The sequence below is a fragment of the Streptosporangium saharense genome (assembly GCF_014203715.1).
Classification (GTDB): domain Bacteria; phylum Actinomycetota; class Actinomycetes; order Streptosporangiales; family Streptosporangiaceae; genus Streptosporangium; species Streptosporangium saharense.
This window is the reverse complement of record NZ_JACHJP010000007.1, coordinates 365,766-388,383: the sequence shown is the minus strand read 5'-3', so window position 1 is coordinate 388,383 and position 22,618 is coordinate 365,766. Positions and strand designations below refer to the sequence as shown.

Here is a 22,618-nt window from a genome sequence, read left to right as displayed (position 1 = left end):
GACTTAGGAGATCGCCTCGACGGCGGTACGGACCTTGGCGACCAGCGTCGCCGGCAGCGGGGCGTAGCCGAGGTTGCCCAGCGCCTGCTGGCCCTCGTCGCTGGCGGTGTAGGTCAGGAACGCCTTGACGATCTTGGCCTGGTCCTCGGGGAGGCCCTTCTCGCAGGTGATCTCGTAGGTCACCAGGACGATCGGGTAGGCACCGGCCGCGCTGGTCGCGTAGTCGATGTCCAGCTTCAGGTCGTTGCCCTCACCGGCGATCTGGGCGGCCTCGACCGTCTTGCCCGCGCTCTCCGGGGTCAGCTCGACGAACTCGCCGGAACCGTTGGCGACCTTGGCCTTGGACAGGCCGGAGTTCTCGGCGTAGGACAGCTCGACGTAGCTGATCGCGCCGGCGCCGGTCTTGACCGCCTGTGCGATGCCGTCGGAGCCCTTGGCGCCCTGCCCCTTGGCCTCGGCGGGCCAGGCCTTGGCGGGCTCGTACGGCCAGCCGGCGGTCTTGGACAGGAACTTGGTGAAGTTGTCGCTGGTGCCCGACTCGTCCGAGCGGTGGAAGGCCTGGATCGCCGTCGAGGGGAGCTTGGCGTCGGGGTTGTCCTTCTTGATCGCCGCGTCGTCCCACTTGGTGATCTTGCTGTTGAAGATGTCACCGATGGTCTTGGGCGAAAGCTGCAGGTTGTCCACGCCGGGCAGGTTGTAGACCACGGCCACGGGGCCGATCACCATGGGAAGGTTGATCGCCTTGCCGGTCTTGCACCGGGCGTCGGCCTGGGCGGGCTCGCCCTTGTCGGCCTTGAGGGCCGAGTCGGAACCCGCGAAGGCGACCGTGCCCTGGATGAAGGCCTGGACGCCGGCGCCGGAGCCGCTCGGCTGGTAGTTGAGGCTGACCCCCGAGTTCGCCTGCTGGAAGTTCTTCTTCCACTCGTCGATGGCGTTGGCCTGCGCCGAGGAGCCGGCGGCGTTGATCGTGCCGCTGAGGCCGCCGCTGCCCGAACCGGCGGACGAGGGGTCGGTGGCCGGAGGCGCGGCGCTGTTGGTGGCGCCGTTGTTGTTATCGGTGCCGCACGCAGCGAGCGAGAGCGCGCCAACAAGGGTGACCGCGGCGAGCCGGCCTGCATACTTCACGGTTGGGTTCCTCCCACTAAGTCCTTCAACGTTCAGGAGGTTAGGGAGGCAAGGTGACTCAAAACCGGTAGAAAGATGAACGCAAAATGAATGCATCCGGTCGCTGTCGTGGCGGTCTCTTTGGCCGCGCTTGGAACGTTCTTCCGGTACGGCGGGCATGCGGCGGCCCAGGTGAATCGACCAGACGGGGTCTAACCGGATGAACGGTTCCTGGAGGGGCGTGAACGGCAGGCCAACGCGTCAGGTGAACGGCTGGTGATCACCGGGGCGCCCGGCCGTGGCTGACTGCCTCGCCGGGCGCGGGGAAACGGTCCTTCCTGGCGGTCGTGGCCGCGGGACCGAAAACTAGATGGGCAGGGTGAGCGGGCCGCCGCCGAGGCGCTTGAGGGTCTCGCTGTGCAGGGAGCCGTTGCTGCACACCAGGCTGCCGCCGTCCAGGCCGGGGACTCCGGACAGGTCGGTCCAGATGCCGCCCGCCTCCTCGACGATCACCGTCAGCGCCGCGATGTCCCAGGGGGACAGCTCGGGCTCGGCGGACAGGTCAACGGCTCCCTCGGCGACCAGCACGTGGGACCAGAAGTCGCCGTAGGCGCGGCTGCGCCAGACCGCCCTGTTCAGGTCGAGAAACTCGGGGAGCCTGCCCGCCTCCTCCCAGCCGCCGAGGCTGGAGTAGGAGAAGGAGGCGTCCTCAAGGCGGGTGACCGAGGAGACCTGGCAGCGGCTGGCCTTGGTGAGGCTCTTGCCCGTCCAGGCGCCGCTGCCACGGGCGGCCCACCAGCGGCGGCCGAGCGCGGGGGCGGAGACGAGGCCGACGACGACCCTGTCCTGGTCCATCAGGGCGATGAGCGTGGCCCAGACGGGGACGCCCCGCACGTAGTTCTTCGTGCCGTCGATGGGGTCGATGATCCAGGAGCGGGCGCCGTGCCCGGTGTTGCCGAACTCCTCGCCGATCACCGCGTCACGCGGCCGGGCCCGGCCGAGCGTGTTGCGGATGGCCTCCTCGACCGCGCGGTCGGCGTCGCTCACCGGTGTGAGGTCCGGCTTGGTCTCGACCCTCAGGTCCACGGCCTTGAAGCGGCGCATGGTCAGGTCGTCGGCGGCGTCGGCCATGACGTGCGCAAGGCGTAGGTCGTCGTTGTAGTCCGTCACGTTGGGCCACGCTATCGCGTCACCGGTCGGTTATAGGAGATGGGGGAAGATCCGGGGGAATTGTGGCGCGTCACGCGGATGGTCGGGAACATCGAGGGTTACCGACGAGTAGCATGCGGACATGACGTTCGACGTGGGTGCCTTCATGCTGCAGAGCGTTCCGTTCGCACGGACGCTGGACATCACCTTCGACAGGATCGAACCCGGGCTCGCGGTCGCGCGCATGCCCGACCGGCCCGACCTGCGCAACCACGTGGGCGGCCCGCACGCGGGGGCGCTGTTCACCCTCGCCGAGTCCGCCTCCGGTGCCGCGATGCTGTCGGCCTTCGGCGACCAGCTCACACGGGCCACCCCGCTGGCCGTTGGCGCGGCCATCCGCTACGTGAAGCTGGCGCTGGGCGAGGTCGTCGCCGAGGCACGCCTGGCGGCGTCGAGGGAGGAGGTCGTGGCCAGGCTGGACACCGGTGAGCGGCCCGAGTTCGAGGTCGCGGTCACGGTCAGTACGGCGGACGGCACCCCGGTCTGCGAGGTGGGCGTCACCTGGACCCTGCGTCCCAACCGCTGAGCCGTACGGGCTCAGTCGTCGTCGGCGGCGCCCTCGCGGCTGGCGAGCAGGCGGCGCAGTGAGACGAGGCGGACGGGGTCGGCGTGACCCGTCTCGACCCAGGCGTCGAGGGCGCACTCCTCACCCAGGTGGGTGCAGCCCTTCGGGCACTCGACGGTGCCCTCGACCAGGTCGGGGAAGCCCGCGAGGACGGTCTCGACCGAGACGTGCGCCAGCCCGAAGCTGCGCACCCCGGGCGTGTCGATGATCCATCCGCCCTCGGGCAGCTCAAGGGCGACGGCCGAGGTCGAGGTGTGACGGCCCCTGCCGGTCACCGCGTTGACGTGGGAGACGGCCCGGTTGGCGTCCGGGACCAGGGCGTTGACCAGGGTGGACTTGCCCACGCCCGAGTGCCCGACCAGCACGCTGACCCGGTCGAGGAGCCGCCGCCTGACCTCGTCGAGGTCCCCGCCCTTGTGCAGCACCACGTACGGCACGCCGAGCGGGGCGTAGAGGGAGACCAGCTCGCCCGGGGAGGCCAGGTCGGCCTTGGTGAGGCACAGCAGCGGCTCGATGTCGGCGTCGAAGGCCGCGACCAGCATCCGGTCGATCATGCGGGGCCGGGGCGGCGGGTCGGCGAGGGCCGTCACGATCACGAGCTGGTCGGCGTTGGCGACCACGGGACGCTCGATGCCGTCGGTGTTGTCGGTGTCGTCGGCGGAACGCCGGAGCATGGAGCTGCGGGGCTCGACGCGGACGACGCGGGCCAGTGTGTCGGAGTTTCCGGTGACGTCGCCGACCAGGGCGACCCGGTCACCGACCACGATGCCCTTGCGGCCCAGCTCCCTGGCCTTCATGGCGACCACGATCCGGTTGGTCTTCTTCCTGCTGGACGGCTCGACCAGGCAGGTGTATCGGCCCCGGTCGACCGCGATGACGAAGCCCTCGACCGCGTCCTCGTGCGCAGGACGGATCCGCGTCCGGGGCCGGGAGCCCTTGCCCGGCCTGATCCTGACGTCGTCCTCGTCGTACTCCCGTTTTCTCAGTTTCGCCGCCTCGATCCGCCCTCGGCCCGGTGTCCGGTCATCAACGCGACTCCCGCAGCATGTCGGCCCACATGGAGGCGAACTCGGGGAGGGTCTTGCCGGTGGTCGCGATGTCCTCGACCTCGACGCCGGGCACCGCCAGGCCGATCACCGCGCCCGCGGTGGCCATCCTGTGGTCGGCGTAGGAGTGGAAGACGCCGCCCTTGAGCGGACGCGGCCTGATCTCCAGGCCGTCCGCCGTCTCGTTCGCGTCGCCGCCGAGGCCGTTGATCTCGGCGACCAGGGCGGCGAGGCGGTCGGTCTCGTGCCCGCGGATGTGGGCGACGCCGCTGATGCGGCTCGGCGAGTCGGCCAGCGCGGCCAGCGCGGCGATCGTCGGGGTCAGCTCGGCCACGTCGCGCAGGTCGGCCTCGATGCCGTGGACGCTTCCGGTGCCGGTGACCGTCAGGCCGAGCGGGGTGTGCTCGACCGAGGCGCCCATGTCGGCCAGCAGGCCCCTGAGCTGGTCACCCGGCTGCGTCGTGCGCTCGGGCCAGCCGGGCACGGTGACCGAGCCGCCGGTGATCATCGCGGCGGCCAGGAACGGCGCCGCGTTCGACAGGTCGGGCTCGACGGTGAAGTCCCTGGCCAGGATCGGCCCCGGCTCGACCCGCCACACGTCCTGCTCGGAGTCGTCCACGTGCACGCCGTACTCGCGCAGCATCGCGACGGTCATCAGGATGTGCGGCTGCGAGGGGATGGGCGGGCCCTGGTGCCGTACCGTGACGCCCTTGTCGAAGCGCGCCCCGGCCAGCAGCAGGCCGGAGAGGAACTGTGAGGAGCCCGAGGCGTCGAGCGTGACCTCGCCGCCGGTCAGCGGGCCACGCACGGTGAACGGCAGCGCGTCGCCGCTCACCTGGGCGCCGAGGGCGCGCAGCGCGCCCAGGATCACTCCCATGGGACGCTTGCGCGCGTGCGGGTCGCCGTCGAAGGAGACCTCGCCGTCGGCCAGCGCTGCCATCGGCGGCACGAACCGCATCACCGTGCCCGCGAGCCCCACCTCGATGTGCGCCCCGGCGAGCACCGGGCCGGGGGTGACGGTCCAGTCGGCGCCGGAGGCGCTCTCGCCGGACGGGGTCATCGTGGCGCCGAGCGCCCGCAGGGCCTGGGCCATCAGGTCGGAGTCACGGCTGCGCAGTGCCCGCCGTACGGTGCCTGGGCCCTCGGCCAGCGCGGCGAGCAGCAGGGCGCGGTTGGTCACCGACTTCGACCCCGGTAGGGAGACGGTCGCGTGGACGGGCGCGGTCGCGGTAGGTGCGGGCCACAGCGGAGCGGACATGGGCAAAAGCCTACCGGGATGAGGACCCCGCGCCTTCGAAGGCGTGGCAAGGTGGGGGATATGTGCGGGAGATACGCATCTACGCGACCGAAGCAGGAGCTGCTTGAGGAGTTCGAGGTCGAACTGGACGGCGCCGCGGACGAGGACCTCGGGGCTGACTACAACGTCGCGCCGACCAAGCCGGTCTACGCCGTGCTCAGCCGTGTGCCCAAGGAGGGGCCCGGCGACCGGGCGGTGCGCCAGTTGCGGGTCCTGCGGTGGGGGCTGGTCCCGGCCTGGGCGAAGGACCCGTCCATCGGCTCGAAGATGATCAACGCGCGGGTCGAGACGATCGCGGAGAAGCCGTCCTTCCGCAAGGCGTTCGCCCAGCGCAGGTGCCTGCTGCCCGCGGACGGCTACTACGAGTGGGCGGTGCTCGACGAGGATGGGACGGCCAGGAGGCCGAAGAAGCAGCCCTACTTCATCCACCCCACCGACGGCGAGGTCATGGCGATGGCGGGGATCTACGAGTTCTGGCGCGACAAGGGCAGGGCCGAGGACGACCCGCTGGCGTGGCTGACGACCTGCGCGGTCATCACCACCACGGCACGTGACGAGCTGGGCGCCATCCACGAGCGGATGCCGATGCTGATCGAGCGGGACCGCTGGGCGGAGTGGCTCGACCCCGGGGTCCCCGAGGCCAAGGAGTTCCTGGTGCCCGCGGTCTCCGCGACCCTGACGGCCTATCCGGTCTCCAGCGCGGTGAACTCGGTGCGCAACAACGGCCCCGAACTCGTGGAGCCGCTCCCCGAGGAGGAACGCGGCCAGGCGCTGTTCTGAAAAATCTCGGTAAACGGTGTGGAAACCCTCCGTGGTGGGCATCCGCTGAGGGAGCGATGCCTCACGGCGCCACAGGTGGGGCAGCCGCCCGCAGATCCCATCGTCTTGCCGCCTGACGGGAGAAGTCGGGGAAATCCCTTCACAGGCCGCCCTCATCCTGCGGAGGTGCGGATTCGTGGACGCCACGACCGTGCGCATGCGCCTGGAGAGCATGCTCGCCGAGCTTGACCGGTCCATCGGGGTCCTTCGGGGGGATCCGTTGACCGGGTGGGAACGTTCCCCCGCAGACGCCGGGTCCGTCCTGACCGACGCCGACCGGACCCTGGCCATGCTGGAGGCGGCGACCGAGCAGCGCCGCGCGGTCGCCGAGGCGCTCAGACGCCTCGACGAGGGGAGCTACGGCCGCTGCGCCGACTGCGGCCAGGCCGTACCTGAAGGCAGGCTTGAGGCGCGTCCCGAGGCCGCGCGCTGCGTGCGGTGCCAGGCGCGGCGCGAACGTCGTCGCTGAAGGTCACACCCGCCTGGCGCTGGCGACCAGGTGGATGCCTACCGTGTCGTCGTCGTCGGGGTGGGCCTCAAGCTCGGTGTTGACCAGCCAGGTGAGCGCCCGTGAGTCGGAGGCCAGGACGTGGTCGACGGTCGAGGGGGACAGCACGGTGCGGGGCCGTATCCACTCGACCTCAAGACCGGCGTCGGTGAGCAGCTCGCGGAGCTGGCCGCTGCTGAAGCAACGGGTGATGCTGCCGTCCGGCCAGGGCACGAGCATGACCTCGTCGGTCTGGCGCAGGTGGGCCCAGTAGTTCTGCTCGGCGAGGATCGCCATCCCGAGCACCAGGGAGTCGACGCAGACGAGCGCCCGCCCGCCGGGGCGCAGCACCCTGGCGACGTCGCCCATCGCGGACTCGGCCATCAGCTCGACCGACATCGCGCGTTCCTCGGCGAGCACGGCGTCCATGCTCTCGTCGGGCAGGAAGCGCAGGTCGTCGGCGCGGACCTGGCGGACCTTCGAGACGTCGTGCAGCGCCTGTCCCTCGACGGCCCTGCGGAAGTCGACGACCTCGATCACCCGGTGCCCCGCCCTGGCGGCCTGGGCGGACCACCGGCCCCTGCCACCCGACAGGTCGAGGACGGTCGAGGGGCTCTCCGGCAGCCAGCGGCTCAGTTGCTCGGCGGCGACGGCTCGGTAAAAGGTCCAGTACGGCCCGAGCGTTCCTGAGCCGTTCAGCTCTTCGGCCGGGATGGGCAGCACAAGCGGCTCCTGGCGTCTGGTTTCCGGTGGTCTCCAGTACCTACCGGTACGTATGGTTTTCCCCACACCGGGGTGTTCGTCACCTTCTATCTTGTGGGAACAGATGGCCGGGCGGGGGTGTTGCAGCGGACAACACAGATCCTTTCGGGAGGTTGGCAAGCCGATGCTCGCCTTGATCGAACCCGTCGTCCGCCCCGGTGATCGGTCATTCCCTGCTGAGCGGGTATTCTCCGCTCAGTACGGCGTCCCGCGTCAGCAGGACTCCGGCGATACTAAGGGGGTGGGTCCGGTCCCTGCGACAGACGAGGAGACTCTGGAGCAGCGGAGCGCGCGGTTCGAACGGGATGTCATGCCCTATCTCGACCAGCTTTACTCCGCGGCCCTCCGGATGACCCGGAACCCGGCGGATGCCGAAGACCTCCTCCAGGAGACCTTCGCCAAGGCCTTCGCGTCCTTCCACCAGTTCCAGGAGGGCACGAACCTCAAGGCGTGGCTGTACCGCATCCTGACCAACACCTTCATCAACAGCTACCGCAAGAAGCAGCGGGAGCCCAAGCAGTCGGGCGCGGAGGAGATCGAGGACTGGCAGCTCGCCAGGGCCGAGTCGCACACCTCGGGCGGCCTGAAGTCGGCGGAGATCGAGGCGCTCGAACACCTCCCCGACAGTGACGTCAAGCAGGCGCTCGCCGCACTGCCCGAGGAGTTCCGCATCGCGGTCTACCTCGCCGACGTCGAGGGCTTCCCCTACAAGGAAATCGCCGACATCATGGGCACTCCCATCGGGACCGTGATGTCGAGGCTGCACCGTGGCCGACGTCAGCTGCGGACGCAACTTGAGGACTACGCCCGTGAGCGTGGTCTGGTCCCCGCGGAGGGTGCGAAGTGAGCGAGCACGGCGACTTCTGTGGCGAGGTGATCGCATGAGCTGTGGAAAGCCCCACGCCACCGACTGCCGGGACGTCCTGGAGAAGGTCTACACCTACCTGGACGGCGAGCTGGACGAGGGCAACTGCGCCGACATCCGCGTGCACCTGGACGAGTGCAGCCCCTGCCTTGAGGAGTACGGCCTTGAGCAGGTCGTCAAGCAGCTGATCGCCAAGCACTGCGGCTGCGACAAGGCCTCCGAGGACCTGCGGGCCAGGGTGCTCAACCGGATCGACCAGGTCCGCTCCGAACTGACGGGCTGACCTCCTAGGATCTCTCGTACGGCTGTGGCCACACGAGACACCTGGGGGTTGGCATGCGGATACTCGTCACCGGTGGGGCCGGGTTCATCGGTTCCACGCTGGTCGACCGGCTGCTGGCCGATGGTCACGAGGTCACCGCCGTGGACGACCTGTCCGGCGGTGACCGGGCCAACCTCACCGCCGCCGCGCAGAGCCCGCGCTTCGCCCTGCACGAGATGGACATCCGCGACCCGGCCCTGACCGGCCTGGCCGCCGAGTTCAGGCCCGAGGTGATCTGCCACCTCGCCGCGCAGATCAGCGTGCGCAAGAGCGTGGCCGACCCCGTCCACGATGCCAGGCTGAACGTCGAGGGAACCGCCTCCGTGCTGACCGCCGCCCACCACGGCGGCACCCGCAAGGTCGTCTTCGCCTCCTCGGTCGCCGTGTACGGCAGGCCGTCGGTCATCCCGGTCCCGGGGGACGCGGCCACCGACCCGCGCTCGCCGTACGCGGCCTCCAAGCTCAGCGCCGAGACCTATCTGGCGACCTTCAGGGCGTTGTACGGCATCGAGTACACGACGCTGGTGCTCTCCAACGTCTACGGCCCGCGTCAGTCGCCGCAGGGGGAGGCCGGGGTCGTGGCGATCTTCACCGACGCCCTGCTCAACGGCACCCCCACGGTGGTGTACGGCGACGGCACCCAGACCCGCGACTACGTGTTCGTCGAGGACGTGGTCGACGGCTTCGCGCGGGCCTGCGGGCAGGCGGGTGACGGTCGCAGGTTCAACCTGGGCACGGGCGTCGAGACGACGGACCGGGCGCTGCACTCCCTGGTCGCCGCGGCGGCCGGTGCCCCCGACACGCCGGACAGCGCCCCCGCCAGGCTCGGCGACCTGCCGGCGATGGCGGTCGATCCCGCCCCCGCGTTCGAGGGGCTCGGCTGGCGGCCGGGGACGGACCTGGCGGCCGGGCTGAAGGTCACGGTCGACTGGGCGAGGGCCCGGCACGCGACGCCGTAACCGGAACACTCGGATCGCGGGCCGTACGGGATGGTCTGTGATGGCTTGGGGTGATGGATTGGTTACGCTTTGCTTGCGATTCCACGTCTGCCGTTCTTGGCAAGGTCGACTTCTGTAGCCTGAGTGGGAAATCGACATGGAGGCAGCGCATGTTGAAGGAAACGGTCACCCCCATCCGACTGGGGATCTCCTGGACCTGAGCACGCGCGCGTAGGACCCCAAGGGTGGCCGCTTTGCGTGGACTGCCGTGGTTTGCCAAGGTCTATTTGGTCGCTGTGATCGGGGCGGCGTGTGCGCTGCTCGGATACAGCGTGGCGGGAAGCGATCGTCTGGAGTGGCTCGACTGGTCGAACCTCCTGGTGCTGGCCCTGCTGTTCCTGGTGTGCGAGTCGGTGCCGACGCTGCTGAACGTCAAGCAGGCCGCGGTCTCGGTCAGCTTCTCGGCCGCGCTCGCCGCCGTGGTGCTCGTCGGGCCGCAGGGCGCCGCGCTGGTCGGCATGACGGCCGTCTTCAGCGTGCGTCCCGGGTTGCCGCTGGTCAAGCGGCTGTTCAACGGCGCCCAGTTCGCCATCTGCGGTTACGCCGCGGGCTGGGTCTACGAGTCGCTCGGGGGTAAGGCCAGGCTGCCGGACATCGCCGGGTTTGACGCGCTGATCGTGCCGTTCGCCGGGGCCGCCGCCGTCTTCGTGCCGCTCAACTTCGTCCTCATCGCGATCGTCCTGGTCGTCACCGGGCAGGCCGACCAGGTGCCCCCGCTGCGGGGACTGGCCCAGTTCATGGTCTCCTACCTGGGGTACGCCACCTTCGGGCTGCTGATCGCCGGGCTGTGGGCCACGGTCAACTCGATCTCCGCGGTGCTCGTGCTGCTGCCGCTCTTCGTCGCCCGCTGGGCCTTCGGCCAATATGTCGCCCAGCAGCGTTCCTACGACGCGACGATCGCCGCGCTGTGTCAGGCTGTCGAGACCAAGGACTACTACACGCGCGGCCACTGCACCCGGGTCTCGCTGGCCTCGGGGATGATCGCCCAGGAGATCGGCATGGGCTCGGAGCGGCTGCGGGCGATCCGCTACGCCGGGATGCTGCACGACGTGGGCAAACTGGGCGTGCCGACCAAGGTGCTGCAGAAGGACGGGCCGCTCACCGAGGAGGAGTACGCGGCCATCCAACTGCACCCGATGCGCGGTCTGGAGATCGTGCGGGGCATCGACTTCCTCGACGAGGCGTTCGCCGGGATCATGCACCATCATGAGCGGCAGGACGGAAAGGGGTACCCCATGGGCCTGGCCGGGGAGGAGATACCGGAGTTCGCCCGGATCATCGCGGTCGCCGACGCCTTCGACTCGATGACCTCCGACCGCTCCTACCGGGGCGCCCGTCCCGTCGAGGTGGCCATGGCCGAGCTGCGCAAGGGCGCGGGAACCCAGTTCGACCCGGAGATGGTCGTCGCCTTCACCAGGGCCGTCGACCGGCACGGCTGGGAGGCGCCGCGCAAGGTCGTCGCGCCCCCCGAGGACGCGGCGGAGACGACCACCAAGGACCACGACGACCCGACGATGCCCATCCAGGTGGTGCCCGAACGGTGAGCAGCACCACCACGACCACCCTGGCCGCGAGGACGTTCCGGCGACTCGACTCCGGCCAGCTCCTGCTGATCTGCGCGGCCGGTCTGCTGGCCGTCGCCGGGGTGGCGCACACGGCCGCGACCGGCCTGACCGAGCCCAGGGCCGCCATCGGCTTCGGCGCGCTGATCGCGGCCGGTGAGCTGGCCAGGCTCACGATGCCGGGCAACAGGGAGGTCGCGCCGATCGGCGCCGCGGCGGCCCTTGGCTACACGCTGCTGCTGGACATGGGGGGCGTCCCGGCCAGGCACACGGCGTTGCAGGTCATCGCGGTGCTGACGGTCGGCATGATCGCCGGGGCGCTGCCGCACCTGGCGGTCGGCAGGCCGCCGAGCCCGGACGCCATGGCGCGCAGGCTGTTCACCGGCGCCCTGCTCGCCCTGGCCTACCGCCCGCTGGCCGGGCCGCTGTTCGAACTGGCCAAACGTCCGGAGGGCGGCTGGTGGCCGGCCCTCGGGGTGATGGCCCTGCTGGTCCTGGTGATGGTGCTGATCGACGTGCTGCTGGCCGCCGTCCTGCGGGCCGAGCAGGTGCGTGCCGCCTTCGGCGTCGCCGTACAGGACGAGCTGCGGATGGCGGCTCCGTTGTGGGCGGCGGTCGCCGCGTCGGGCATCCTGCTCGCGCTGGCCTCGCACAGCATGGACATGGCCGCGTTGCTGGTCTTCGCCGCGCCCCTGCTGGTCACCCAGGTGGCCTTCCGCAAGTACGCCGGGATCAGGGCGACCTACCTGCAGACCGTCAGGGCGCTGGCGCGGGTGACCGAGGTCGGCGGCTACGTCGAACCGGGACACTCCCACCGGGTCAGCCGCCTGGCCGTGGCGACCGGGCGTGAGCTGGGCATGGCCGAGCCGGAGCTGCTCGACCTGGAGTACGCCGCGCTCATGCACGACATCGGGCAACTGTCGCTGCGTGACCCGATCCCGGGTGGCGCCACGGTTCTCACCGAGCCTGACCAGGCGAAACGCATCGCCGAGCTGGGGGCCGAGGTGATCCGCCAGACCGGGGTGCTCGACCGGGTCGCCGAGATCGTCCGGCGTCAGTGCGACGGCTGCGCGGAGAACCCGCCCATGGCGAGCCGGGTCATCAAGGCGGCCAACGCCTACGACGACCTGGTCGGCGGCTCCGTCGACCGTGACCGGGCGGGGGCCGCGCTCGAACGGCTCCACCTGGGCACGGGGGAGGAGTACGACACCGAGGTCGTCGAGGCGATGACCCGTGTCGTCGGCAGGCTGGCCTGTCTCAACAGGCTCTGACCGTCAGACTGGGTGTACGGCCGAGTTCTGGATCACAGTGATGGATGGGAGTTCAGGTGGCTGAAGTGCACGCCGAGATGGTGGCCAGCGTCTGGAAGGTCCTCGTCGCCGAGGGCGACAGCGTCGAGGACGGTGACACCCTGGTCATCCTTGAGTCCATGAAGATGGAGATCCCGGTCATCGCCGAGGACGAGGGGGTCGTCGCCCGGCTCGGGGTCGCCGAGGGCGACGTCATCCAGGAGGGCGATCTCATCGCCGTCATCGAGTAGGTCGGGGGTCAGCGGGTGAGACCGGCGAGGAAGCGCTCGCGGTCGACGACCACCCGCTCGACCGTGCCCGTCGCGACGACGGCGTCGCGGTCACGGGCGGTGAAGACGAACGACAGGCGACGGCCCTCGACCGAGGTGAGCTCGGCGCTGATCTCGACGTGGGCGCCGATCGGGCTCGCGGCCAGGTGCTCCAGCGTGACCTTCGTTCCCACGGAGGTCTGGCCGGGGCCGAGGGCGTCGCCGATGGCCTGGACGGTCGCGCGTTCGGCGAGGGCGAGCAGCCGCGGGGTGGCCAGCACGGGGACGTCCCCGCTGCCGACCTTCATCGCGGTGTCGCTCCTCTCGACCATGATGAGCAGCCGGGCGCGCATACCGGGAGCGAGCGTCATGCGGGCCAGCATAGGGTCTGATCCCGTGACCCCCTACTGCGACCACTGCGGTCGTCCCACGGACGAGGGAGACCACGCGGCCTGTCTCGCCGCCCGCGCCTTCGAGCCGCCCCGCTACTGCTCCCGCTGTCGCCGCCGGATGGTGGTTCAGGTGACCGTGCGTGGTTGGTCGGCACGCTGTTCGGAACACGGCTCCCTGAGCGGCTGATCACGGCCTTCCTGACCTGCCGTTTCCCGGTTGTGGCCGCCAATGTGCCTTCGTTCTCCGGTAGGTAAAGCCACAATCTGTACAATTAGCGCAAAGATTTTGAGATTTGTGCGATGCTACGGCACGCGCCTTTAACGAGCTGTCCCGGCACACAGGGTTTCGTTACTTCGCCGTGACGTTGCCGCGATACAAATCCGCTTTGTTGGAGAGCCCTGAGGCGGGAGCGGAGAGGGTTACGGGGGATTTTCATGGTGGCCCAAGGCACGACGCTGGCGGGGCGGTATCGCCTGGATACCCGCATCGGCGCCGGCGGTATGGGCGAGGTCTGGCGTGGTGAGGACGTCGTCCTGGCCAGAACGGTCGCCGTCAAGGTGCTGCTGCCCGGCCGTACCGACGACCCTGGCTTCCTGGTGCGGTTCCAGGGCGAGGCCAGGGCGATGGCGACGATCAACCACCCCGGAGTGGTCGAGGTCTACGACTACGGGGTTCACGAGGTTCCCGGCGCGGGGGCGACGGCATACCTGGTGATGAAGTTCGTTGACGGGGAGCCGCTCGACCGGCTGCTCGCACGTCTGGGGAGCATCGCGCCGGGGGCGGCGATGGAGCTCATCGCCCAGGCGGCATTGGCCCTGCAGGCCGTACACGAGCAGGGCATCGTCCATCGGGACATCAAGCCGGGAAACCTGCTGGTCCGCTCGGACGGCACGCTCGTGCTCACCGACTTCGGCATCGCCAGGTCGGACGCGGCGAGCAGGCTCACGGACGCGGGCATGGTGCTGGGCACCGCCGCCTACTGCGCGCCCGAGCAGGCAGAGGGTGCGCCCGTCACCCCGGCGGTGGACATCTACGCGCTCGGGGTGGTGGCCTACGAGTGCCTGACGGGGCAGCGGCCCTTCGACGGTGACACGCCGGTCACCATCGCGCTCAAACACATCCGCGAGGCGCCCCCGCCGCTGCCGCCGCACATCCCACCCGGGGTGCGTGCCCTGGTCGAGCGGGCGCTGTCCAAGGACCCCGCCCGTCGTTTCCCGAGCGGTGCCGCGATGGGCGCCGCCGCGAGGCAGGCCGCCGCCCCCTCCCAGCAGTCCGGTACGGCGGGCACCCCACCCCCGGTCCCGCAGCTCGGACCACCGGGAACGGCACCTCCGACCCTGCCGCCGACGGGGCCGCTGACAGGGCCGCCCCAGGACGTCTCCCCACGGGGTCCGGCCACCGAGGTCGCCGCCACCGGGCGTGGCCGCCGGGCCTTACACAAGCCGCGGCGCAGGGGGGGAATGGTCGCGGTGCTCGCCCTCGCGGGGGTGGCGTGCGCGGGGCTCGTCGGGGTCGCGATCAACGCGATGGCCGCGGGGGAGACCACTCCGACCAAGGAGAACCTGGGCATGACGGTCCCAACCGTCACCGCCACGAAGCCTGCGACGAAGCCACCCAGGCACACGACCACCCCGCGGACGGCGACACCGACCCAGGACGACGAGCCGAAGCCCACTCCGACCCCGACCCCCACTCCGACGGAGACCGACTCCGCCGAGCCGGAGAAGACGCCGACGGAGAAACCGACGACCAAACCGACCGACGGGCCGAAGCCCACCTCGTCCCCCACCCACTCGCCGAGCGCGACCGCGACGCCGGTGGTGAAGAAGAAGGTGCCGAGCGTGATGGGCCTCAGCCAGGACGCGGCCAAGGAGGTGCTCAAGAAGGCCGGGTTCAAGGCGGCCTCCAGCATCGGCCCCGACGTCGACATCAACCAGTGCATGAAGGTGGTCGAGCAGCGGCCGGGCGCGGGGACCATGTGGGACGTGAAGCGGCCGGTGGACATCACGCTGGTCAACGACACCTGCCCGCCGAGCCCGACCGCGACCCCCACGGCGTCGTGACCTGACGGCCCCGACGCTCTCGGGGCCGTCTCAGACGCCGGTCGTGTTACGGGGGTAGGCGATCTCCGGGTCGGTCGCGATGTTCACCATGTACGGCACGCCGGAGTCGAAGGCCCTGCGCAGCGCGGGACCGATCTCCGCAGGGTCGGTGACCAGCTCACCGCCCCCGCCGAGCGCCGTCACCACCTGGTCGTAACGGCACTGCGGCTGCAACTCGGCGGCCACGTCGTAGCCGTACAGCATCCGCATGGGGTGCTTCTCCAGACCCCAGATGCCGTTGTTGCCGCAGATCATCACCACGGGCAGGCGGTGCCGTACGAGCGTGTCCACGTCCATGAGCGAGAACCCGGCCGCGCCGTCGCCGAGCAGCAACGCCACCTGGGAGGAGGGCCTGGCCAGGCGGGCGGCGATGGAGTAGCCGAGGCCGGTGCCCAGACAGCCGTAGGGGCCGGGGTCGAGCCAGTTGCCCGGCTGCCTCGGCTCGACGTACTTGCCCGCGTAGGAGACGAAGTCGCCGCCGTCGCCGATCACCACGGCGTCGTCGGCGAGGATCCTGTTCAGCTCGCCGTAGATCCGCATCGGGTGGATGGGGTCGGCGTCGGAGGCCAGCAGCTCGGCGTCCCCGGCGACCGCCGCGTCCGCGGCCTCCTTCAGCCTCGACAGCCACGGCGCGTACGCCTTGGGGGAGACGCCCGCCTCGCCGCAGGCCGTACCGAGACCCCAGAAGACCAGCGACAGGTCACCCGCGGCGGTGCCGGAGGGCTGCATGTGGGTGCCGAGCTGCGACGGCGCGTCGGTCAGGTGCACGACCCTGGCGAGCGGGGTGCCATTCTTGCCGCCGAACCAGCCGTAGGCGAGGCGGAAGTCCAGCGGGGCGCCCGCGACGATCACCAGGTCGGCCTGGGAGAAGGCCAGGCTGCGGGCCCGGGTGACCAGGAGTTCGTGGCCCGCGGGCAGGATGCCGCGGCCCTGCCCGTTGGGGATGACCGGCAGGCGGAACTCCTCGGCGAATCCTCTGGCGACCTCCTCCGCCCGGTCCATCCACACGTCGGAGCCGAGCACCAGCACCGGGCGCTCCGCCTGGGCGAGCAGGGTGGCGATGCCGGCGAGCGCGTCGGGGTCGGGTTCGAGTGGCGAGGGGGTCAGGGTCTCGGTCGCGTGGTCAGGCGGGGGAGCGGGGGCGAACAGGTCGTCCATGTGGAAGTCGAGGAAGACCGGCCCCCGGTGCGGGGCGAGGGCGGTCCTGAAGGCCATCTCCACGTCCTCGCCGACGGAGTCGGGTCCCGAGCCGGTGAAGGCCAGCTTGGTGATCGGCGCGAGCAGCGGCGGGTGGTCCATCTCCTGCAGCGCGCCCGAGCCCCAGCGCGACCTCGGCGCCCTGCCCCCCATGATCACGACGGGGGAGCCGTTGGCGTGCGCGGTCGCCACGCCGCTGACGCCGTTGGTGACGCCGGGACCCGCGGTGAGCACGGCCAGGCCCGGTCTGCGGGTCAGCCTGGCGGTCGCCTCGGCCGCGAAGACCGCGCTCTGCTCGTGCCGTACGTCGAGGATCGGCACGCCCTCGTGGACCGCTCCGTCGTACAACGGGAAGACGTGCCCGCCCGACAGGGTGAACATGGTCTCGATCCCGTAGGCCTTGGAGACGGCGACCGCGATGTCGCCCGCGTGCTTTGGAGACTCCATATCGCGCAACCTACCAGTCAGTCACTTAGCCGGACAGTGATTGGAATCCCTGCCCAGATTCCCCCCGAATAACGCGCTGACCACCTGTCACATGGGGGAATCCGCTCCCCGCGAGATGCCGGGAGCGGGTTCCCCCCGGGCTCACAGGGTCTCGGAGAGCGCCTTGATCGGCATCCGCAGGTCGGTCAGCAGACCGAGGTCCGCCTCGGGGGTACGGCCCAGCGTGGTGAGGTAGTTGCCGACGATGATCGCGTTGATGCCGCCGAGCATGCCGTCGCGGGTGCCCAGGTCGCCCAGGGTCAGCTCCCTGCCGCCCGCGTAGCGCAGGATCGTGCGCGGCAGCGCCAGCCTGAAGGTCGCGATCGTCCTGAGCGCCTCGGTGCCCGTCAGCAGCGGGAACGACTCGAAGGGAGTGCCGGGACGGGGGTTGAGGAAGTTCAGCGGGACCTCGTCCGGCTGCAGCTCACCGAGCTGCCCGGCGAACTCGGCCCGCTGTTCGAGCGTCTCGCCCATACCGACGATGCCGCCGCAGCACAGCTCCATCCCGGCCTCGCGGACCATCAGGCAGGTGTCCCAGCGCTCCTGCCAACTGTGGGTGGTGACGACCTTGTCGAAGTGCGACCTCGCGGTCTCCAGGTTGTGGTTGTAGCGGTGCACGCCCATCCCGGCCAGCTCGTCCACCTGCTCCTGGGTGAGCATGCCGAGGGAGCAGGCGACGTTGATGTCCACGGCCTGTCTGATCGCCTCGACGCCCTGGCGGACCTGGTCCATCAGCCGCCGGTCGGGGCCGCGCACCGCGGCCACGATGCAGAACTCGGTGGCCCCCGTCGCCGCGGTCTCCTTTGCCGCCTGGACCAGGGAGGGGATGTCCAGCCACGCCGCGCGGACCGGCGAGCTGAACTGCCCCGACTGGGAGCAGAAGTGACAGTCCTCGGGGCAGCCGCCCGTCTTGAGGGAGATGATGCCCTCGACCTCGACCTCGGGGCCGCACCACTTCATACGCACCTCGTGCGCGAGCGCCAGGAGGTCGGGAACACGCTCCTCGGGCAGCTCCAGGCATCGCAGAGCCTGTCCGGCGTCGAGCCCTCTGCCTTCCTCAAGCACCTGGACGCGGGCGATGTCGAGTATGTCGCTCATGCTGCTCCACTCTGAAGGCCGTCGTCTACGGCTAGAGCCTAAATGTGGATCTGAAGGCTGAGGAGTCGAAGCCGCCCCCCAACACGGGGGCCAAACCGGCGTGAGCCGTACGGGAAAAGGCCTCGCGGTCGAGGGAACCGGAGCCCTCGGGCAGCGCGCCCGCGAGCGGCCTGGCGGCCAGCATCTCCAGGTCGGCGACGTTGCACCGTTCGGCAAGACCGGGTTCGGCGGGCCAGGAGCCGATGACCACGCCCGCGAGGTCGAGGCCGCGTCCCGCCATCGCCTCAAGCGTCAGCGCGGTGTGGTTGAGCGTGCCCAGGGACGCCCGGGTCACCAGCAGCACCGGCGCGGACAGCGCCCTGGCGAGGTCGGCCAGGGTCGCCCCCTCCTCGTCGAAGCGGACCAGGAGCCCGCCCGCGCCCTCGACGAGCACCAGGCGGTGGGAGGCGGCCAGCTCCGCGACGCGGACGGCGGCCTGGTCGAGGGAGACCGGGGGCAGGCCCGCGACCCTGGCCGCCGCGGCGGGGGCCAGCGGGTCGGGGAACCTGGCCAGCTCGAAGGTGGTCGTCACCCCGGTCAGCCGGATGACGTCGTCTAGGTCGCCGGGATCGAGCGCGCCGACCCCGGTCTGCGCCGGTTTCACCACCGCGACCGAGGAACCCCGCTCCCTGGCGAGGGCGGCGACCGCGGCGGTGACGACCGTTTTGCCCACTCCCGTGTCGGTCCCGGTGACCACGAGGATGCTCATCCCCCACACCTTACGGACGTCAGGGACGGCGCAGGCGGGTGACGAACTTGTAGCGGTCTCCCCGGTAGAGGGACTGGGCCCACTCGACCGGGTTGCCGTCGGCGTCGAAGGCGTGCCGGGTGAGCAGCAGCATCGGCAGGCCCACGTCCACACTCAACACCTGCGCGTCGTACGGCGTGGCCAGCACGGTCTCGATGATCTCCTCGGCGTCCGTGAGCCGTACGTTGTAGGCGTTGTGCAGCGTCTCGTACAGCGAGGAGTGCACTTCCAGCTCACGCCTGAGCCGGGGGAAGCGCCGGGCGGACAGGTGGGTGGTGTCGATCGACATCGGCTCGCCGTTGGCCAGGCGGAGCCGGTGGATCCGCAGCACCCGGCCACCGGGGTTGATCGCCAGGCGTCGGGCCAGCGGTTCGTCCGCGGTGATGTAGCTGATGTCGAGGATCTTGGTGTCGGGTTCCAGGCCGACGGTCCTGAGGTCACCGGTGTAGGAGGTGAGCTGCAGCACCTGGGCGACCTTGGGATGGGCGACGAACGTCCCCTTGCCCTGGATGCGCACCAGCCGTCCCTCGACCACGAGTTCGGACAGGGCCTGGCGCACGGTCGTGCGCGACGTCTCGAACCGCACCGCGAGCGTCCGCTCGGGGGGAAGGGCACTGCCCGCGGCCAGGCTCTTGGTGAGCGCCAGCAGGCTGCGCTTGACGTCGTAATATTTCGGGATTCTGGGGGAATCTTCCGTCACGCTCGCACCTCGTCCGGAGGTTCGAGGCCGGCGGGACCCGTGTCCCACCCGCGGGCCCGCTCGTTTCGCTCACTCACATGGTCACCTTCATCTCGGCCACGGCGGTGAGCGCACCCCTGATCACCGCTAGATCGTCGGAACTCAGATTGGCCCGCGCGGTCAACCGCAGGCAAGAGCGGCCGACCGGTACCGAGGGCGGACGGAAGCATCCGACGCGCACCCCGTGTTCCGCACAGATGACGGCGGCCCGAAGCGCCGTCTCGGGTTGGCCGAGCACGATCGGGACGACCGCACCCGCCGGATCGTTGGTCTCCAGACCGAGGTCGCGGGCCAGGGCGGCCAGCTCCTTCGCTCTGGTGAGCACGTATCCGGGCAGTTCGGGCTGATTGTGAAGGATATCCACCGCGGCGAGTGCCGCAGCCACGCTCCCCGGAGCGAGCGCGGTGTCGAAGATGAAGGAACGGCCCGTGTTTATCAGGGTTTCGATGACCTCGGGGGCGCCGAGGACGGCCCCACCCTGGGATCCGAGGGATTTGGAGAGTGTGACCGTTCTCACAACGGTCGGCTCCCCGGCCAGGCCCGCGGCGTGCACCGCCCCCCGCCCCCCGGTCCCGAGGACCCCCAGGGAGTGCGCCTCGTCCACGACCAGCAGCGCGCCCTGCCGTACGGCTGCCGCGTGCAGATCGGCCAGCGGGGCCAGGTCGCCGTCGACGGAGAAGAGGGCGTCGGTGACCACGATCGCGTGCTCGGTCTCCCGGTCGGCGAGCGCCTTCTCGACGGCCGTCACGTCCCGGTGCGGGGTGACCGTCACGGGTGAGCGCGACAGGCGGCAGGCGTCCACGATCGAGGCGTGGTTGCCCGCGTCGGAGACCACCAGGGCGTCCCGGCCGAGCGCCGTGACGGCCGCCAGGTTGGCCAGGTAGCCGGAGGAGAACACCAGGGCGCCCCGCGCGTCCGTGAAGGCGGCCAGACGCTCCTCAAGGCGGGCGTGCAGCGCGGTCGAACCGGTCACCAGCCGGGAGCCGGTCGAGCCCGTTCCCCACTCGAAGGCCGCCGCGGACGCCGCCTCGGCCAGCCGCCGGTCTCCGGAGAGCCCGAGATAGTCGTTGGAGGCCAGATCGAGCAGGCTGTCGTCGCAGGCCCGGGGACGAAGGACCCGCCTGAGCCCCGCCGCCTCCCGCGCCACCGCGGCGGCGCGGAAGCGCGCCAGCGGATCGGGCCCATGTGTCATAGGGGCATTTTCCCAATGTGGTGTGCCCGATTCGCGTTGGGCCCCTCAAACCACGCATGATGCACGAGTGCCGACTCTAAGCGACCTGGCGGTTCGTCACACCGCGCTCGACGACGCGGACCTCGAGTGGATGCACTCGCTGGTCTCCGACTGGCAGCTCCTCGCCGACCTGTCGTTCGCCGACCTCATCCTGTGGATCCCGCTCCGGGAGGGCACCGGCTGGATCGCGGTCGCCCAGATGCGGCCGACCACGGGCCCCACCGTCTACCACGACGACATCGTGGGGATGACCGCGGCCAAGGGGGAGCGGGCGCTCATCGACACCGCCTGGAACGAGAGGCGCATCTGCCGCGAGGGCGACCCCGACTGGTCGAGCGGCGTGCCCGTGCGCGAGGAGACCATTCCCGTACGGCGCGCCGACCACTTCATCGGCGTGATCCAGCGCTCCACGAACCTCTCCTCGGCACGCACCCCGTCACGGCTCGAACTGACCTATCTGCAGAGCGCCTCCGACCTGGCCCAGATGGTGGCCGAGGGACGCTTCCCCTTCTCCGGCGCCGAGCCGATCCTGGTCCGCTCCCCGCGCGTCGGCGACGGGCTGCTCAGGCTCGACCGCGCGGGGCGGGTCACCTACGCCTCGCCCAACGCCCTGTCCGCCTACCGCAGGCTGGGGCTCAACGCGGACCTGGTCGGGGCCGAGCTCGGCCGTACGACGGCGAACCTGTGCTACTCCGACGAGCCCATCAACGAGAACCTGATGATCGTGGCCAGCGGCCGGGAGCCGAGGGAGACCGAGGTCGAGTCGGGCGGAACGGTCGTGCAGCTTCGGGCGATCCCGCTGGTCGTCGGGGGCGGGCGCATCGGCGCGCTGGTGCTCATCCGCGACGTGACGGAGCTGCGCCGCCGCGAGCGGGAGCTGATGACCAAGGACGCGACCATCAGGGAGATCCACCACCGGGTCAAGAACAACCTGCAGACGGTGGCCGCGCTGCTGCGGCTGCAGGCCAGGCGGCTGCAGGTGCCCGAGGGTCGCGAGGCGCTGGAGGAGGCGGTGCGCAGGGTCGGCTCGATCGCGATCGTGCACGAGACGCTGTCCCACACGCCGGAGGAGCAGGTCGACTTCGACGACATCGCCGACCGGGTGATCGCGATGACGGGGGAGGTCGCCGCCCCGGAGGCGCAGGTGGTGCCGCGTCGCATCGGGACGTTCGGGGTGCTGCGCTCGGAGATCGCGACGCCGCTGGCGATGGTCCTCACCGAGCTGCTGCAGAACGCGGTCCAGCACGGGCTGGCCCAGCGTCCGGGGAAGCTCCAGGTGATCGTCGACCGGGGTGCGGACCGGCTCGACGTGATCGTCTCCGACGACGGCAACGGCCTGCCGGAGAACTTCGACCTGGAGTCGTCGACCAGCCTCGGCCTGCAGATCGTGCGGACGCTCGTGGTCGGCGAGCTGTCGGGCAGGCTGGCGATCGAACCCCGCCAGGGCGGAGGCACCGAGGTGACGCTCAGCATCCCTCTCCCCGTGACCTGAGACCTCAGGGCCTGGTCATGGGGAGGGGGGCGCGGGAGCCGTCGTTCGGTTTGCTATGGTTCTGTCGGATCGCTGAAGTCAAGCGCTGATACGGGCACGGACGCGTGCCGTGCGACGCTTGAGGGCGCGGCGTTCGTCCTCGCTCAGGCCGCCCCAGACACCGGCGTCCTGACCGGACTCCAGTGCCCACTTCAGGCAGGCTTCGCTGACGCTACAGGTACGGCAGACCTGCTTGGCCTCTTCGATCTGCATCAGGGCGGGGCCGGTGTTGCCGATCGGGAAGAAAAGCTCGGGGTCCACGTCACGGCAGGCGGCTCGGTGGCGCCAGTCCATGCGTCCACTCCTTCGGAAGAGGAGCCCTTGGCTTCGGCTCCGGCGGTGTACTTTGTGAAGACTTTCACTAATCAGCGCGAATGATCACCCGAGCCTGGTTCGGTTCGGGGTCCCATTCACTTGATCGCCGGTGGCCCAGGAGCGATGTCTCCGCTCAAAGGTCCTA

At 70.4% G+C, this 22,618-nt stretch carries 24 protein-coding genes; 12 read left to right on the top strand and 12 right to left on the bottom strand.

Features of this window, described 5'->3' with window-relative positions:
* Window positions 1-3: 3 nt before the first annotated feature.
* A complete protein-coding gene (gene pstS / locus FHS44_RS29265; RefSeq protein WP_184720431.1) occupies window positions 4-1,125 on the bottom strand; it encodes a phosphate ABC transporter substrate-binding protein PstS in 1,122 nt (373 codons plus the stop codon).
* 345 nt (window positions 1,126-1,470) lie between these two features.
* Complete coding sequence (hisN, locus tag FHS44_RS29260) at window positions 1,471-2,274, bottom strand: histidinol-phosphatase (protein WP_184720429.1); 804 nt, start codon at window positions 2,272-2,274, stop codon at window positions 1,471-1,473.
* A gap of 121 nt (window positions 2,275-2,395) precedes the next feature.
* Between hisN and FHS44_RS29255 the strand changes: the two genes are divergently transcribed.
* Window positions 2,396-2,839 carry a DUF4442 domain-containing protein gene (locus FHS44_RS29255; RefSeq protein ID WP_184720427.1) on the top strand — a complete coding sequence of 148 codons (444 nt, stop codon included), beginning with the start codon at window positions 2,396-2,398 and terminating at the stop codon, window positions 2,837-2,839.
* A gap of 11 nt (window positions 2,840-2,850) precedes the next feature.
* Here the strand turns inward: FHS44_RS29255 and rsgA are convergent, their stop codons facing one another.
* Both rsgA and aroA read right to left on the bottom strand, forming a co-directional pair.
* Window positions 2,851-3,864: a ribosome small subunit-dependent GTPase A gene (rsgA, locus tag FHS44_RS29250; protein ID WP_184720502.1), complete on the bottom strand. Its 1,014-nt coding sequence runs from the start codon at window positions 3,862-3,864 to the stop codon at window positions 2,851-2,853.
* Window positions 3,865-3,904: 40 nt separating this feature from the next.
* The gene (gene aroA, locus FHS44_RS29245; RefSeq protein WP_184720425.1) at window positions 3,905-5,182 is read right to left on the bottom strand and encodes a 3-phosphoshikimate 1-carboxyvinyltransferase; all 1,278 of its coding nucleotides are present in this window, start codon (window positions 5,180-5,182) and stop codon (window positions 3,905-3,907) included.
* A gap of 60 nt (window positions 5,183-5,242) precedes the next feature.
* On the opposite strand from aroA, the gene FHS44_RS29240 reads away from it, so the two are divergent.
* A complete protein-coding gene (locus FHS44_RS29240; RefSeq protein ID WP_184720423.1) occupies window positions 5,243-6,001 on the top strand; it encodes an SOS response-associated peptidase in 759 nt (252 codons plus the stop codon).
* Window positions 6,002-6,176: 175 nt separating this feature from the next.
* Window positions 6,177-6,509: a TraR/DksA family transcriptional regulator gene (locus FHS44_RS29235; RefSeq protein WP_184720421.1), complete on the top strand. Its 333-nt coding sequence runs from the start codon at window positions 6,177-6,179 to the stop codon at window positions 6,507-6,509.
* A gap of 3 nt (window positions 6,510-6,512) precedes the next feature.
* Here FHS44_RS29235 and FHS44_RS29230 read toward each other — a convergent pair whose 3' ends face one another.
* Complete coding sequence (locus tag FHS44_RS29230; RefSeq protein WP_184720419.1) at window positions 6,513-7,250, bottom strand: class I SAM-dependent methyltransferase; 738 nt, start codon at window positions 7,248-7,250, stop codon at window positions 6,513-6,515.
* Window positions 7,251-7,530: 280 nt separating this feature from the next.
* Here FHS44_RS29230 and FHS44_RS29225 point away from each other — a divergent pair, with 280 nt between their 5' ends.
* The 6 genes from FHS44_RS29225 to FHS44_RS29200 all read left to right on the top strand — a co-directional run bounded on the left by FHS44_RS29225 (window position 7,531) and on the right by FHS44_RS29200 (window position 12,576).
* A complete protein-coding gene (locus tag FHS44_RS29225; RefSeq protein ID WP_184720417.1) occupies window positions 7,531-8,136 on the top strand; it encodes a sigma-70 family RNA polymerase sigma factor in 606 nt (201 codons plus the stop codon).
* Window positions 8,137-8,170: 34 nt separating this feature from the next.
* Window positions 8,171-8,437 carry a mycothiol system anti-sigma-R factor gene (gene rsrA / locus FHS44_RS29220; protein ID WP_184720415.1) on the top strand — a complete coding sequence of 89 codons (267 nt, stop codon included), beginning with the start codon at window positions 8,171-8,173 and terminating at the stop codon, window positions 8,435-8,437.
* 53 nt (window positions 8,438-8,490) lie between these two features.
* On the top strand, window positions 8,491-9,435 hold the full coding sequence (locus tag FHS44_RS29215; RefSeq protein ID WP_184720413.1) for an NAD-dependent epimerase/dehydratase family protein: 945 nt from the start codon (window positions 8,491-8,493) through the stop codon (window positions 9,433-9,435).
* Window positions 9,436-9,668: 233 nt separating this feature from the next.
* Window positions 9,669-11,018 (top strand): HD-GYP domain-containing protein, encoded by a 1,350-nt coding sequence (locus FHS44_RS29210; RefSeq protein ID WP_184720500.1) that lies wholly within the window; start codon window positions 9,669-9,671, stop codon window positions 11,016-11,018.
* Window positions 11,015-12,307, top strand: a complete 1,293-nt coding sequence (locus FHS44_RS29205) for an HD-GYP domain-containing protein (protein ID WP_184720411.1) — start codon at window positions 11,015-11,017, stop codon at window positions 12,305-12,307. The genes FHS44_RS29210 and FHS44_RS29205 overlap by 4 nt, the downstream gene beginning before the upstream one ends.
* A gap of 56 nt (window positions 12,308-12,363) precedes the next feature.
* A complete protein-coding gene (locus FHS44_RS29200) occupies window positions 12,364-12,576 on the top strand; it encodes a biotin/lipoyl-binding carrier protein (protein WP_312863850.1) in 213 nt (70 codons plus the stop codon).
* Between the two features lie 8 nt (window positions 12,577-12,584).
* Here FHS44_RS29200 and FHS44_RS29195 read toward each other — a convergent pair whose 3' ends face one another.
* Window positions 12,585-12,965 (bottom strand): thioesterase family protein, encoded by a 381-nt coding sequence (locus FHS44_RS29195; protein ID WP_184720407.1) that lies wholly within the window; start codon window positions 12,963-12,965, stop codon window positions 12,585-12,587.
* On the opposite strand from FHS44_RS29195, the gene bsaP reads away from it, so the two are divergent.
* Both bsaP and FHS44_RS29190 read left to right on the top strand, forming a co-directional pair.
* Complete coding sequence (gene bsaP / locus FHS44_RS42835; protein WP_446697306.1) at window positions 12,925-13,173, top strand: biotin synthase auxiliary protein BsaP; 249 nt, start codon at window positions 12,925-12,927, stop codon at window positions 13,171-13,173. The genes FHS44_RS29195 and bsaP overlap by 41 nt on opposite strands.
* Before the next feature lie 248 nt (window positions 13,174-13,421).
* Window positions 13,422-15,050 carry a serine/threonine-protein kinase gene (locus tag FHS44_RS29190; RefSeq protein ID WP_184720405.1) on the top strand — a complete coding sequence of 543 codons (1,629 nt, stop codon included), beginning with the start codon at window positions 13,422-13,424 and terminating at the stop codon, window positions 15,048-15,050.
* Between the two features lie 30 nt (window positions 15,051-15,080).
* Here the strand turns inward: FHS44_RS29190 and FHS44_RS29185 are convergent, their stop codons facing one another.
* The 5 genes from FHS44_RS29185 to FHS44_RS29165 all read right to left on the bottom strand — a co-directional run bounded on the left by FHS44_RS29185 (window position 15,081) and on the right by FHS44_RS29165 (window position 20,588).
* A complete protein-coding gene (locus FHS44_RS29185) occupies window positions 15,081-16,733 on the bottom strand; it encodes an acetolactate synthase (RefSeq protein WP_184720403.1) in 1,653 nt (550 codons plus the stop codon).
* A gap of 141 nt (window positions 16,734-16,874) precedes the next feature.
* A complete protein-coding gene (bioB, locus tag FHS44_RS29180; protein WP_184720401.1) occupies window positions 16,875-17,870 on the bottom strand; it encodes a biotin synthase BioB in 996 nt (331 codons plus the stop codon).
* 31 nt (window positions 17,871-17,901) lie between these two features.
* Window positions 17,902-18,618 (bottom strand): dethiobiotin synthase, encoded by a 717-nt coding sequence (gene bioD, locus FHS44_RS29175; protein ID WP_184720399.1) that lies wholly within the window; start codon window positions 18,616-18,618, stop codon window positions 17,902-17,904.
* A 19-nt stretch (window positions 18,619-18,637) separates the two neighbouring features.
* Window positions 18,638-19,357: a GntR family transcriptional regulator gene (locus FHS44_RS29170; protein WP_184720397.1), complete on the bottom strand. Its 720-nt coding sequence runs from the start codon at window positions 19,355-19,357 to the stop codon at window positions 18,638-18,640.
* 73 nt (window positions 19,358-19,430) lie between these two features.
* On the bottom strand, window positions 19,431-20,588 hold the full coding sequence (locus tag FHS44_RS29165) for an 8-amino-7-oxononanoate synthase (RefSeq protein ID WP_184720395.1): 1,158 nt from the start codon (window positions 20,586-20,588) through the stop codon (window positions 19,431-19,433).
* A gap of 67 nt (window positions 20,589-20,655) precedes the next feature.
* Here FHS44_RS29165 and FHS44_RS29160 point away from each other — a divergent pair, with 67 nt between their 5' ends.
* Window positions 20,656-22,119 carry a sensor histidine kinase gene (locus tag FHS44_RS29160; protein ID WP_184720393.1) on the top strand — a complete coding sequence of 488 codons (1,464 nt, stop codon included), beginning with the start codon at window positions 20,656-20,658 and terminating at the stop codon, window positions 22,117-22,119.
* A gap of 78 nt (window positions 22,120-22,197) precedes the next feature.
* Here FHS44_RS29160 and FHS44_RS29155 read toward each other — a convergent pair whose 3' ends face one another.
* A complete protein-coding gene (locus FHS44_RS29155) occupies window positions 22,198-22,452 on the bottom strand; it encodes a WhiB family transcriptional regulator (RefSeq protein ID WP_184720392.1) in 255 nt (84 codons plus the stop codon).
* Between the last annotated feature and the right edge of the window lie 166 nt (window positions 22,453-22,618).

What these genes read in the sequence shown, in the direction of transcription:
- FHS44_RS29255 (WP_184720427.1), top strand. Translation starts at nt 2,396, where the DNA reads ATGACGTTCGACGTGGGTGCCTTCATGCTGCAGAGCGTTCCGTTCGCA.
- aroA (WP_184720425.1), bottom strand. Translation starts at nt 5,182, where the DNA reads ATGTCCGCTCCGCTGTGGCCCGCACCTACCGCGACCGCGCCCGTCCAC.
- FHS44_RS29240 (WP_184720423.1), top strand. Translation starts at nt 5,243, where the DNA reads ATGTGCGGGAGATACGCATCTACGCGACCGAAGCAGGAGCTGCTTGAG.
- rsrA (WP_184720415.1), top strand. Translation starts at nt 8,171, where the DNA reads ATGAGCTGTGGAAAGCCCCACGCCACCGACTGCCGGGACGTCCTGGAG.
- FHS44_RS29215 (WP_184720413.1), top strand. Translation starts at nt 8,491, where the DNA reads ATGCGGATACTCGTCACCGGTGGGGCCGGGTTCATCGGTTCCACGCTG.
- bsaP (WP_446697306.1), top strand. Translation starts at nt 12,925, where the DNA reads ATGATGAGCAGCCGGGCGCGCATACCGGGAGCGAGCGTCATGCGGGCC.
- FHS44_RS29195 (WP_184720407.1), bottom strand. Translation starts at nt 12,965, where the DNA reads ATGACGCTCGCTCCCGGTATGCGCGCCCGGCTGCTCATCATGGTCGAG.
- FHS44_RS29190 (WP_184720405.1), top strand. Translation starts at nt 13,422, where the DNA reads ATGGTGGCCCAAGGCACGACGCTGGCGGGGCGGTATCGCCTGGATACC.
- FHS44_RS29185 (WP_184720403.1), bottom strand. Translation starts at nt 16,733, where the DNA reads ATGGAGTCTCCAAAGCACGCGGGCGACATCGCGGTCGCCGTCTCCAAG.
- bioB (WP_184720401.1), bottom strand. Translation starts at nt 17,870, where the DNA reads ATGAGCGACATACTCGACATCGCCCGCGTCCAGGTGCTTGAGGAAGGC.
- bioD (WP_184720399.1), bottom strand. Translation starts at nt 18,618, where the DNA reads ATGAGCATCCTCGTGGTCACCGGGACCGACACGGGAGTGGGCAAAACG.
- FHS44_RS29165 (WP_184720395.1), bottom strand. Translation starts at nt 20,588, where the DNA reads ATGACACATGGGCCCGATCCGCTGGCGCGCTTCCGCGCCGCCGCGGTG.
- FHS44_RS29155 (WP_184720392.1), bottom strand. Translation starts at nt 22,452, where the DNA reads ATGGACTGGCGCCACCGAGCCGCCTGCCGTGACGTGGACCCCGAGCTT.